Annotated in this window: 8 protein-coding genes; 7 read left to right on the forward strand and 1 reads right to left on the reverse strand. The window is 65.5% G+C overall.

Annotation, left to right across the window (positions count from 1 at the left end):
* Positions 1–7: 7 nt before the first annotated feature.
* Positions 8–2,023, reverse strand: coding sequence for a tetratricopeptide repeat-containing diguanylate cyclase (locus FVD38_RS24985; RefSeq protein WP_229493983.1), 2,016 nt, complete (start codon positions 2,021–2,023; stop codon positions 8–10).
* Positions 2,024–2,395: 372 nt separating this feature from the next.
* On the opposite strand from FVD38_RS24985, the gene bcaP reads away from it, so the two are divergent.
* The 7 genes from bcaP (at position 2,396) to FVD38_RS25020 (ending at position 11,775) form a co-directional block, all read left to right on the forward strand.
* Complete coding sequence (bcaP, locus tag FVD38_RS24990) at positions 2,396–3,796, forward strand: branched-chain amino acid transporter BcaP (RefSeq protein WP_123070658.1); 1,401 nt, start codon at positions 2,396–2,398, stop codon at positions 3,794–3,796.
* Positions 3,797–3,913: 117 nt separating this feature from the next.
* On the forward strand, positions 3,914–4,531 hold the full coding sequence (locus FVD38_RS24995; RefSeq protein ID WP_147937274.1) for an isochorismatase family protein: 618 nt from the start codon (positions 3,914–3,916) through the stop codon (positions 4,529–4,531).
* A gap of 95 nt (positions 4,532–4,626) precedes the next feature.
* Positions 4,627–6,402, forward strand: coding sequence for a thiamine pyrophosphate-requiring protein (locus FVD38_RS25000; RefSeq protein ID WP_147937275.1), 1,776 nt, complete (start codon positions 4,627–4,629; stop codon positions 6,400–6,402).
* A 146-nt stretch (positions 6,403–6,548) separates the two neighbouring features.
* Positions 6,549–8,003 (forward strand): iron-containing redox enzyme family protein, encoded by a 1,455-nt coding sequence (locus FVD38_RS25005; RefSeq protein WP_229493985.1) that lies wholly within the window; start codon positions 6,549–6,551, stop codon positions 8,001–8,003.
* A 90-nt stretch (positions 8,004–8,093) separates the two neighbouring features.
* Positions 8,094–10,727: a cyanophycin synthetase gene (gene cphA / locus FVD38_RS25010; RefSeq protein WP_147937277.1), complete on the forward strand. Its 2,634-nt coding sequence runs from the start codon at positions 8,094–8,096 to the stop codon at positions 10,725–10,727.
* A 188-nt stretch (positions 10,728–10,915) separates the two neighbouring features.
* Positions 10,916–11,395 (forward strand): hypothetical protein, encoded by a 480-nt coding sequence (locus tag FVD38_RS25015; protein ID WP_147937278.1) that lies wholly within the window; start codon positions 10,916–10,918, stop codon positions 11,393–11,395.
* 194 nt (positions 11,396–11,589) lie between these two features.
* Positions 11,590–11,775 (forward strand): hypothetical protein, encoded by a 186-nt coding sequence (locus FVD38_RS25020; protein WP_147937279.1) that lies wholly within the window; start codon positions 11,590–11,592, stop codon positions 11,773–11,775.
* Positions 11,776–12,281: the final 506 nt, after the last annotated feature.

Here is a 12,281-nt window from a genome sequence, read left to right on the forward strand (position 1 = left end):
GTAGCGTTCAGCCGGCCACGCCCGGCAGCACCAGGTCGAGCTCCAGCCCACCTTCCGGACGACGCAGGCCGGCCACGATATAGCCGCGGTTGCGTCCCGCTTCCTTGCCCTTGTAGAGCGCGCGGTCGGCCAGCGCGATCGCCTGTTCCCAGTCGGGTTGGACCGTGGCCTCCGCTCCAGCCTGATCGCCGTCCGGCGCGAACGGCAGCGAGACCGCGCCGGCGGTGGCGCTGACCCTGAGCGCCGTGCCGTCATCCAGCACGATCGGCGTGGCGGCGATCGCATCGAGGATGCGGCCCACCAGCAGCGCGCGCTGGTCCTGGGTCACGCCCTGGGAATACACCAGGAATTCCTCGCCGCCCCAGCGCAGCACCATGTCCGATTCGCGCATCGCCGCGCGCAGGCGCTTGCCGACCTCGACCAGCACCGCGTCGCCCGCCGCGTGGCCATATTCGTCGTTGATGCGCTTGAAGTGGTCGATGTCGAGCAGGGTGAAGCAGTCGGCCGAGCCCAGCCGCGGCGGGGCTTGCCCGGTGCGGCTGCGCATGCGGTCGAGGAAGGAGCGCCGGTTGAACAGGCCGGTGAGCGGGTCGTGCGCCGAGCGGTAGGCCAGTTCGTCGTTCAGTTCGGCCAGGCGGCGGCCGGTCAGTACCGATTTGCGGTACATCCACAGCACGCCCGCGCACAGAAACAGCGCCAGCGATGCGCCAAGAGAAGCGGCGGTCTGGATCAGGCTGCGGTGGCGCAATTCGGCATCCTTGACGGTGTTTTCCTGGCGCAGGGCATCGATCTGGGCGGCGCGTTCGCGCGCCTTGAACTGCTCCTGCAACGCCGAGATCGCCTTGTTGCGGTCATTGAGCGCCAGTTCCTGGACCACGGTTTCGCGTTCGCGCGTGGTGGCCAGCGCTTCGCGGAAGCGTCCGGCAGATTCCAGCGCCTGGCTTTTCTCGGCCAGCATGCGCCCGACGGTCGACATGGCGCCGGCCTTGCGCATCGTGGCGATCACCGCGTCCACCTGCTGCATGCCGTCGCGCTGGCGGCCCTGGCCGAACAGCGCGAACCCAAGATTGGCCTTTGCCATTTGCAGGCTGATCCGGTCTTCGCTGCGTTCGGCCGGCGCCAGCGCGGCGCGCGCCGCTTCCTCTGCCTCCCGGTAGCGTCCCGCCTTCAGGTGGGCGTTGGCGATATTGCCCAACACATTGGCTTCGAGCGCGATCAGCTGGTGGGCATGGGCCAGTTCGAGCGCGCGCCCGAATGCCTGCTGGGCGGCCTCCAGCTCGTCCTGCACCACCAGCGCCCGGCCCTCGAAGAAGTGGGCTGCCGCCTCGGTGCGCGGCGGCAGCCGGGTCGGGCCGGTGCGGATCTCGCGCAGCGTCTCGAGCGCGCGGGCCGGATCGCGCGAGTTGACGTACATGCGCGCCATCGCCAGCCGGATGTCGGCTTCGCGCGGGCTCCACAGGCCGGGATGGCGCTGCACCATGTCCAGCGCGCGCAGGAAATGGTGCAGCGCGCGGTCGTACTGGCCCACCGCGCTGTAGGCCATGCCGTGCAGCCCTTCGGAGGTGGCCGTGAATTCGAGACTGCCCAGCTTGCTGTAGCGGGCGCCGAGTGTGGCGAGCTGGCCGAGGGCCTTGGCCGGATCGTTGTTCTCGATCAGGCGCAATACCCGCGCCAGGCTGGCCAGCGCGAGATTGAGCGGATCGCGTTCGGCCTCGGCCAAACCGATGATAAGTTCGTTGGTCTTGAAGGCTTCGCGGAAGTTCCCCCCATCGGCCTGTACCCGCCGCAACAGGCGCAGATAGTGGATGCGCACCGGATAGGGCGCGCCGGCGATCAGCTTCGGGCCTTCCTGCACCAGGATGGTGCGCGCCTGCGCATTGTTTTGATCGGCCATGGCGGCGATCTCGTCCAGCCGCGCTTCCGGCAACTGGGCCGCCAGCGCCGGAGCAGCGAGCGCCGCCAGCAGCGCGCCGCTGGCGAGCAGGGGCTTGAATCGGGGCGGGCGTCCATCGGAGACTGTCATTGGGGCGGGATCGTGGGCGACAAAGCGCGGGTGGGGCAGGAGGGTCGGCCCATTATCGAATGTTGATTTGAGGAAATCAAGCACAGCCGTCCGGGCTGAGATGTTTACGCAACGGCCGCGTTTCCGTAGCAGGAATTGCCTGCCGGCACGTAAATTGCAGAAGATTTGTCGGATTGCTTTGATTCGCAACAGCATTCTGGTTATATTTGCACGTCTGCAAAAAGTTGACGGTTTGCAGGTGTAGCGAAAGCGGTTTCATGTCAGGCATGCCGGCCCAACAGGCAGGATCTCGAGAGCGTGCCCGCACGACCTGCGGGCACGGCGTATTGACAAGACGCGGGACCACATACATATTTGATTGGAGAACACGTAGTGAGTATTTTTAGAACCAAGAATCTGGATGCCATGCTGGCCGCCAGCGCCAAGCCGGGCGGACTCAAAAAGGTGCTCGGCCCGACCGACCTGATCCTGCTCGGTATTGGCGCCATCGTCGGCACCGGTATTTTCGTGCTCACCGGCACGGGCGCCGTCACTGCCGGCCCTGCGCTGACCCTCTCCTTCATCGTGGCCGCCATGGCCTGCTGCTTCGCCGCACTGTGCTACGCCGAGTTCGCCTCGACCGTGCCGGTTGCCGGTTCGATCTATACCTATAGCTACGCCACGCTGGGCGAATTCGTCGCCTGGATGATCGGCTGGGACCTGCTGCTCGAGTACGGCCTGGCCACCTCGACCGTCGCGGTCGGCTGGTCCGGCTATTTCCAGTCGCTGATGTCGGGCTTCGGCCTGGTGCTGCCGGACGCGCTGACCGCCGCCCCGGGCGCCCGTCCCGGCGTCGAGACCCTGTTTAACCTGCCGGCCTTCCTGATCATGATCGCGCTGACCGCGATGCTGTCGCTGGGCATGCGCGAATCGGCGCGCATCAACAACGTCATGGTCATCATCAAGACCGGCGTCGTGCTGCTGTTCATCGCCGTCGGCGTCGGCCATGTGCGCCCGGAGAACTGGGAACCGTTCATGCCATACGGCATGGGTGGCGTGATGAGCGCGGCCGCGCTGGTGTTCTTCGCCTTCATCGGCTTCGACGCCGTCACCTCGGCCGCCGAGGAAGTCAAGAATCCGAAGCGTGACCTGCCGATCGGCATCATCGGTTCGCTGGTGGTCTGCACCATCCTGTACGTCGTGGTCGCCGCGATCATGACCGGCATCGTGCCGCACCTGGACTTCAAGGGCGTCGACCACCCGGTCTCGCTGGCGCTGCAGGTGGCGGGCGAGAACTGGGTCGCCGGCTTCGTCGACCTGGCCGCGATCCTGGGCATGAGCACCGTGATCCTGGTGATGGCCTATGGCCAGACCCGGATCCTGTTCGCCATGTCGCGCGACGGCCTGCTGCCGGCGAAGCTGTCGAAGGTGCACCCGAAATACGGCACCCCGTTCTTCGCCACCTGGCTGGTGGGCATCATCTTCGGCTTGATCGCCGCCGTGGTGCCGCTGACCGTGCTGGCCGAACTGGTCAATATCGGCACGCTGGCCGCCTTCACCCTGGTCTCGATCGCCGTCATCGTGCTGCGCAAGAAGCGTCCGGACCTGCCGCGCGCCTTCCGCTGCCCTGGCGTGCCGTATATTCCGGGCCTGGCGATCGTGTTCTGCCTGGTGCTGATGTCGTTCCTGAGCTGGCACACGTGGCTGGCGTTCGCCATCTGGCTGGCGATCGGCGCCGCCGTCTACTTCGGCTATGCACGCCAGCGTTCGCTGCTGAACAACCCGCAGCAATAAGCAACTCTTCGCGGCAGGCCCTTCCGGTCTGCCGCGCGCCCTTCGGCCGGCGACGGCGCTTCATGTTAATCTGCCATCTTTGACGCAGCGTATGCGTCCTTGAAACGGAGATGTCTCATGAGCGCCATCGTGCTCGGCCAGGGCGATGCCCTCCTGATCGTCGACCTGCAGGTCGACTTCCTTCCCGGCGGCAGCCTAGGCGTCCCCCACGGCGACCAGGTGATCGCGCCGATCAACCGCCTGATCGACCTGTACCGCACGCGTGCGCTGCCGATCTATGCCTCGCGCGACTGGCATCCCGAACTGCATTGCTCCTTCGCCGACCAGGGCGGACCGTGGCCGCCGCATTGCGTGGCCGGGACCGAAGGGGCGGGTTTTTCTTCCGACCTGAACCTGCCGGACGACGTCATCGTCGTGTCCAAGGCCGATAGCGTCGAGGTGGATGCGTACTCCGCTTTCAATGGCACGGGGCTGGGACATGCCATGCGTGCGCGCGGCATCCGCCGCGTGGCGGTGTGCGGCCTGGCCACCGACTACTGCGTGCTCAATACGGTGCTCGACGGGTTGAAGGAAGACATCGAGATCCTGATCGTGGCCGAGGCCGCGCGTGCGGTCGACGTCGCGCCCGGCGATGGCGACCGCGCCATGACCCGCATGCTGCGCGCGGGCGCGGAGCCGGTGCGGCTGTCGGGCGTTGGGCTGGTGGCCGACGTGGAGCTCGGCGCGCGCCTTTAGTGCTGCCGTGTCGGCGCCTGCGGGCGCTGGCGCACGGTCTGCTATCCATTCCGGGTCTACAGTCGGCGTTCGACCAGCTGCGAAAGGACACCGGCATGACCAGCACCGTAGGAGATTTTCTGCTCGACCGACTCGGGCAATGGGGCGTGCACCGCGTCTATGGCTATCCGGGCGACGGCATCAACGGTATCCTGGCCGCCTTCGGGCGCCAGGACGCGATCGAATTCGTCCAGTGCCGTCACGAAGAGATGTCGGCCTTCATGGCTTGCGGCCACGCCAAGTTCACGAACGAGGTAGGGGTGTGCCTGGCGACCTCCGGTCCCGGCGCCATCCACCTGCTCAACGGCCTGTACGACGCCAAGCTCGATCACCAGCCGGTGGTGGCCATCGTCGGCCAGCAGCAGCGCTCCGCGCTCGGCGCCCACTACCAGCAGGAAGTCGACCTGGTCACGCTGTTCAAGGACGTGGCGGGCGAGTTCGTGCAGATGGCGACCGATGCAAGCCAGGTGCGCCACCTGGTCGACCGCGCGCTGCGCATCGCCAAGGCCCGCCGCTGCGTGACCTGCATCATCATCCCGAACGACCTGCAGGAAGAAGACGCGGTGCCGCATCCGCCGCGTGAACACGGCAACACCTTCTCGGGCGTGGGCGCAGCGCTCGAAGCGGCGGTGCCGCCGCCCGAGGCGATGCGCGCAGCGGCCGACATCCTCAATGCCGGCGAGAAGGTGGCGATCCTGGCCGGCGCCGGAGCCCATGGTGCGCTGGACGAGCTGGTCGAGGTGGCCGAGCTGCTCGGCGCCGGCATCGCCAAGGCCTTGCTGGGCAAGGCTGTCGTGCCGGATGACCTGCCGTTCTGCACCGGCACCATCGGCATGATCGGCACCCAGGCCAGCGATGCGATGATGAAGGAATGCGACACGCTGCTGATGATCGGTTCGAGCTTCCCGTATGCCGAATTCTTGCCGCAGGAGGGCACCGCGAAGGCGGTGCAGATCGACGTCGACGCGACCATGCTCGGTCTGCGCTATCCGATGGACGTGAACCTCGCGGGCGACGCCCGCGCGACCTTGCGCGCCCTGATTCCGATGTTGCGACGCAAGGAGGAGCGCGGCTGGCGCGCGCGCATCGAGGCGAACGTGGCCGAGAGCTGGCGCGTGCTCGACGAGCGGGCGCGCCTGCCGGGCAAACCAATCAATCCGCAGCGCGCCTTCAGCGAACTGTCTACGCGGCTGCCGGATGATGTGATCCTGGCCGGCGACTCGGGCTCGGTCTCGGCCTGGTATGCGCTGCACCTGAGATTGCGGCGCGGGATGATGGCGTCGCTGTCGGGCGGCCTGGCGACGATGGGTTCTGCGGTGCCGTATGCGATGGCGGCCAAGATGGCGCATCCGGGCCGGCCGGTGATCGCCCTGGCTGGCGATGGTGCGATGCAGATGAACGGCATGAACGGCTTGATCACGATCGCGCGCCACTGGCGCGACTGGGCCAATCCCACATTGGTGGTGCTGGTGCTGAACAACCGCGACCTCAATTTCGTGACCTGGGAACAGCGCGGGATGGGGGGCGAGCCGAAATATGCACCATCGCAGGAACTGCCCGATTTCTCGTATGCGGACTATGCGCGCATGCTCGGCCTGGAGGGCGTGCGGGTCGACGATCCGGAAGAGGTGGGGCCGGCCTGGGACCGTGCGCTGGCGGCAGGCCGGCCCTTCGTGCTGGAAGTGGTGGCCGATGCGAATATCCCGCCGTTCCCGCCGCATATCGTCGATGCCCAGGCCGAGAAATACCGGGAGGCGCAACAGAAGGGCGACCCTGAAGCGGCGGACGTCGGGCGCGGCGTGCGCCAGCAGGGTGGTGGCACATCGACGTAGGCAAATTGGCAAGTGATTGCGGCGCTGCGAGATATAATTTTGTAATCCCTCTCTTACACACTCACAGCGCGCCAACCGATTTGCGCAACATGGTCCAGCTTGGATAATATCGGTAATCGTCCATAGGACACTTCACGATGCTAGACATGACACCAATGTTGTTAGCCGACGCACCACGCGTCGCAACCGCGCCCCTTGCCACCGCAGAAGGCGCGAAGGATCTGTATTTTTCGCTGTACGCCGATCCGTCGGCGATGCCGGAACAGGCCACGGACTTCGTGGCTGGCCAGATCGCGGTTGCGCGCGAGCTGCCGTCCGATTTGCCGGCGCGCCTGGACCAGCTGCAGGCCTGGATCGAAGAACGCACCGAGATCGTCGGCCAGCAATACCGCGACTACCTCGCCGCGCGCAAGAACGGCGCGCCGCGCCGCTATTTCTCATGCCGCGCGCACGCGCTGTACTTCATCAAGGGCGTGGCCCCGACCAAGCTGGTCGACGGAGCCTGGCTGTATGGCCTGACGCGCCAGTGGGACGACGTCGCCTTCCATCCGCTGATCAAGACCTATCTCGAAGAACTGGGCGACGGCCTGCCCGACAAGAACCACGTCACCCTGTACCGCAAGCTGCTGGCCACCCACGGCTGCGAAAGCTGGGAAGACCTGGGCGACGATCACTTCCTGCAAGGCGCGCTGCAGCTGGCGCTAGGCCACCACGCCGAGCACTTCCTGCCCGAAGTTGTCGGCTATAACCTGGGCTACGAACAGCTGCCGCTGCACCTGTTGATCACGTCCTATGAGCTCAATGAACTGGGCATCGACCCGTATTACTTCACCCTGCACGTGACGGTCGATAACGCCGCCAGCGGCCATGCGCGCAAGGCTGTGCAGGCGGTACACGACCTGATGCCGAAGGTCGGCGACCGCGACGCCTTCTGGCAGCGCGTGGTCGACGGCTACCGCCTTAACGAACTGGGCGCCAGCACGACCTCGGTGATCGGCGAATTCGACCTGCAGTCGGAACTGGTTGGCATCCTGGCCGCCAAGAGCGGCGTGGGCAAGAATATGCACTCGGATTACTGCCGCGTCGCCGGCCGTTCGGTGAATGACTGGCTGACCGACCCGGCGCAGATCCCGGCCTTCCTGGCCGCGCTCGAAGGGGCCGGCTGGATCAAGCGCGGCGAAGACGTCGAGCATAGCCGCTTCTGGCGCCTGGTCGAAGGCGAACGGGCCGAGATGTTCGGCGTGTTCAACGCCTATGAATTGCAGGTGCTGCGCGACTGGATCACCTCGACCGCCGACGGCAAGCCGGCCAGCGCCCAGCGCGTGCTCACCGCGCGCGCGCGCCAGCGCACCCTCGACCAGCTGGGGCAGGGCGCGGAACGCGACATGGCGCATCCGGTGCGCGGCCTGATCCGCCGTCACGCCAATCTGGACGATGCCGACGCCCATAACGAGCTGCGCCTGCTCGAACAGCAGGTGGCGGCGGCCAACGGCAAGCAGGAGGCGATGCAGATGCTGGGCCGCCTGCTGTCGCCGGAGATTCACCATACGGCGGTGGGCCTGATGGCCACCCGCATGTACACGCAACTGTTCGACGCCTGACCCGCCTGCACGGCGACAAACGGCCGGTATGCGATAGAGAGCGCGTGCCGGCCGTGGCTTTCATAATAATGACTATCAAGGGAATGACACGTGCAAATCCTCGAACAACGCTTCCTGCGCGGACCGAACGTCCACGCCGACTCGCCATGCCTGCTGTCGGTGGTCGATCTGCAGGATTTATACGGCAAGTCCACGAAGGATCTGCCCGGCTTTAACCACGCGCTGCTCGAACTGATGCCATCGCTGCATGGCGAGCGCCTGCCCGTCGGCCAGCCGGGCGGCTTCGCCCAGCGCCTGCGCGAAGGCACCTATCTCGGCCGCGTGATCGAACACGTGATGCTGGAACTGCAAACCCTGGCCGGCGCGCCGGCGGCCTTCGGGCGCACGCGGCCGGTGAACGGCCATCCTGGCCAATTCCGCATCGTGTGCGCCTACAGTTGCGAAAAGCTGGCCGAGCCGGCCTTCGACCTGGCGCTCGACCTGGTCGGCGCGCTGGCTCGCGGCGAGGGCTTCGAACTCGCTGCGCGCCTTGAAGAACTGCGCGAGATCGCCGCGCGCTATGCGATCGGCACCAGCACCGCCGCGGTGATCACGGCGGCCCAGGAGCGCGGCATCCCGGTGCAGCGCATCACCGACGACGCCAACCTGTTCCTGCTCGGCTGGGGCGTGAGGCAAAAGCGGCTGCAGGCCACGACCACCGGCGACACCAGCTTCATCGCGGTGAAGATCGCCAGCGACAAGCAGCTGACCAAGGCCTTGCTGAAGGAGGCCGGCGTGCCGGTGCCCGAAGGCGATGTGGTGACCACCGTGGAATCGGCCCAGCGCGTGGCGCGCCGCCTGAACGGGCCGGTGACCTTGAAACCGCTGGACGGCAACCAGGGCAAGGGTGTGACGGTCGATTGCACCACGCCCGACGACGTCGCGCGTGCCTTCGAGTTCGCGCGCCAGTACGGGCGCCGCGTCATCGTGGAACGCCATGTAAAAGGTTGCGACTATCGCGTGCTGGTCGCCGGCGGGCGCGTGGCCGCGGCCTCGCGCCGCCGTCCGGCGCACGTGGTGGGCGACGGCGTCAAGACCATTCGCGAGCTGGTCGAGATCGAGAACGCTAATCCGGCGCGCGGCGCCGGCCATGCGACGATCCTGACCCGGATCTCCCTCGACGACCATGCGTCCGACATGCTGTCGCGCCAGGGCTTCGAGTTCGACAGCGTACTGCCGGTCGGCGTGGTGGCCGAGTTGCGTGGCAACGCCAACCTGTCGACCGGCGGCACCGCCGAAGACGTGACCGACCTGCTGCCGGATTCGACGCGCCTGCTGTGCGTGCGCGCCGCGGCCAAGATCGGCCTGGACGTGGCCGGCATCGACATCGTGTGCGAGGACATCGGCCAGCCGCTGGCGGCGCAGCGTGGCGCCGTCATCGAAGTCAATGCGGCCCCCGGCATCCGCATGCACCAGTATCCGAGCGCGGGCGAGGCGCGCGACGCCGGCGAGGCGATCGTCGACGGGCTGATGGGCGCCTCCGATGGCCGCATCCCGGTGATCGCGCTGACCGGCACCAACGGCAAGACCACCACCACCTTGCTGGTCGCGCATGCGGCGCGCATGGCGGGACGGGTGACGGGCGTGACCACCACCGAGGGCGTCTTCATCGACGGCAAGCAGGTAGTGAAAGGCGACTGCACCGGCTACTGGTCGGCGCGCACGGTGCTGCACGCGCCGGAAGTGGAGATCGCGGTGCTGGAAACGGCGCGCGGCGGCATCCTCAAGCGCGGCCTGGCCTACGACCGCTGCGACGTGGCGGTGGTGCTGAACATCGCGGCCGACCACCTGGGCCTGGACGGCGTCGACACGGTCGAAGACCTGGCGCAGGTGAAGGCGGTGGTGGCGCAATCGGCCTCGCGGGCGGTGGTGCTCAACGCCGAAGACGCGCTGTGCGTGCAGATGGCGCGCCGCGTAAAACCTGGCGCCGAAATATTGTTCTTCTCGATGGACGCTGAGAACCCGGTCCTGCTCAAGCATCTTGAGGACGGTGGCCGCGGCGCCTACCTGCAGGATGGCGCGGTGGTGATCGCCGACGGCCATATCCAGCAGGCGGTGATCAAGGTCGAAAGCATGCCGGTGGCCTTCGGCGGGCTGGCTCGCTTCAACATCGCCAACGCGCTGGCAGCGGCAGCGGCCTTGATGGCATCCGACTTCAGCCACCTGCAAATCGCCGCCGGCCTGTCTACTTTCGTCTCGAACGGCCGCACCAATCCGCTGCGCACGAATATGTTCGACGTGCGCGGCGTGACGGTGATCGTCGACTACGCCCACAATCCTGCTGCCTACGCCGCCATGGCCGACATGGCGCGCGGCATGCTCCCCGGCCAGCTGGTCGGCATCGTGACCGCTCCCGGGGACCGCCGCGACAGCGACCTGCGCGAAGTAGGCAAAGTTTGCGGCGCCCGCTTCGACGAGTTGGTAGTCTACGAATCCCAAAGCCGCGGCCGCGCCGTGGGCGAGGCGGTCGACCTGATCCTGAGTGGCGCCGAAGAAGCAGTCGGCCTGACCGACACCCTGCACCGCGAGCTGGAAGTCGGCAACGCCATCCGCCTGGGCCTGAGCCTGTGCGAGCCTGGCGACGTCCTGGTCTTCGCCTGCGGCTCGTCGCTGCAAGTCTTCGTCGACGCCATTCGCGCCGGCGACCCCGAAAGCGCCGACCTGATCGCGGCGCAGATGGCTTGATCCGGCAAGCGACGATGCCAGGCGGCCAGCGGGCCGCCTTTTTTTGCTGCCGATCGCTACCGACCCTGGTCCAGCGAAGTGCTTGACGCGCCCGGATGCGTCGGCATAGGATGCCGGGCGGACCCGCCGCGAACGAGATGCCGTGAGAGCGCGCAGCCGCTTGCCGTATCTGCCCGCCATGGACAGCCATGGCCAGCGAGCTCACTTGCTTCCGGTCCTTCTGCATGGCGTTCGGATTGCGCTGCGTTCACCGCGCGCGCCGGGCGCCGGCGCGGGGCCTGGAGGTGACGGGAGGGGAGGATCATGCGAAGTGCTTATCAACGGAAAGCGCGATGAAGGTTGGGGCCAGACTCCTGGATGTGCTCGCGGCGGTCATGTATTTCGCCTGCTTCTGGCTGTTCTACGTCGCGTTCGCGTTCATCGGCGGTTTTGCCGCGACGTCGTCTTCAGCCCTGGGCTCGGTCTTCAAGGTGCTGTACACGATCTTCGAATTCGTCAACCAATTGCCGCACCTGCTCGTGGGGCATACTGGCAGGACGGCCAACTGGCTCTTCAGCGCCACCTGTTATGCCTTGGTCTACGCATTTCTCGCCAGCGCATGGCGGCAGCGCAGGATGCGGCGCCGCGGTGAGCGCGGCGCCGCGCGCGTCAAGGCAAGCGGGCGCTAGGTAGCACATTGTCCGGCCCGGCCCGAATTCGTTCAACGCTCGCTGCGCGGCCTTGAGTGTGAAGAAACCTGGTCTCGATGTGATAAAGCGTGAGAACGCAAAAGTGTTTCCGCAGCAATATAAACAGTATTTACTGATGTAAATACTGGTTAACGGTAGAGTTGAATGGCAAAGCGAGTGTCGAGGCCGGGTTGTTGGCCGCGTCTGTATATCGCTACAGTTCCACCAACATCATTCCGGCGCCGTGCTGGGAAGTCATCGTCCAGCAAAGTGAAAGCGCCACTAGCTTCGGGGCCAAGGCCTATATGCGTGGCGACGAGATCGTCATCGCGCTGCGTGGCACGGATGACATCCCGAAAGACATGTACGACGTCAATTAGGGTCAGAGTAAAATTATTGGGCAATTTCTCAAATTCGCCTTCTAATTAATTAGGGTCGGAGTCGAATTATTGGCCAATAGCTTGGCGGATAACTGGGGTCGGAGCCGAATTAAAGACTCATCCGTTAAAGTTGTCAAACAATTCGACTCTGACCCTGATTGATTTTTATTCCCTAACGTTCATTTTCACGCCATAGCGGTACGTCACGCAGAATTCGCTTATTTCGCTCGTCCTCTTTTCTTAGAAAACGATAACCCCCAGCAAAAGTGGCGCCCTGAATTAATTAGGGTCAGAGTCGAATTATTGAGCAATTGCCAGAATTCGTGGCTCAACTAAATAGGGTCGGAGTCGAATTATTGGCCAATTGCTCCCAAGATAATTAGGGTCAGAGTCGATTTAACGGCTCATCAGCAAAAGTTGTCAAACAATTCGACTCTCGTATATTGAAGGTACCGCAGCGGAGCTGGTCTATGATGGCGACGAAGCGGTCGGGCGGAGTGATGCCG

The sequence above is a fragment of the Massilia arenae genome, assembly GCF_008014745.1.
Taxonomy (GTDB): Bacteria; Pseudomonadota; Gammaproteobacteria; order Burkholderiales; family Burkholderiaceae_D; genus Telluria; species Telluria arenae.

Coding starts and splice junctions, on each gene's coding strand:
- FVD38_RS25015 (WP_147937278.1), top strand. CDS start 10,916: ATGGCCAGCGAGCTCACTTGCTTCCGGTCCTTCTGCATGGCGTTCGGA.
- FVD38_RS24985 (WP_229493983.1), bottom strand. CDS start 2,023: ATGACAGTCTCCGATGGACGCCCGCCCCGATTCAAGCCCCTGCTCGCC.
- FVD38_RS24995 (WP_147937274.1), top strand. CDS start 3,914: ATGAGCGCCATCGTGCTCGGCCAGGGCGATGCCCTCCTGATCGTCGAC.
- FVD38_RS25005 (WP_229493985.1), top strand. CDS start 6,549: ATGACACCAATGTTGTTAGCCGACGCACCACGCGTCGCAACCGCGCCC.
- FVD38_RS25000 (WP_147937275.1), top strand. CDS start 4,627: ATGACCAGCACCGTAGGAGATTTTCTGCTCGACCGACTCGGGCAATGG.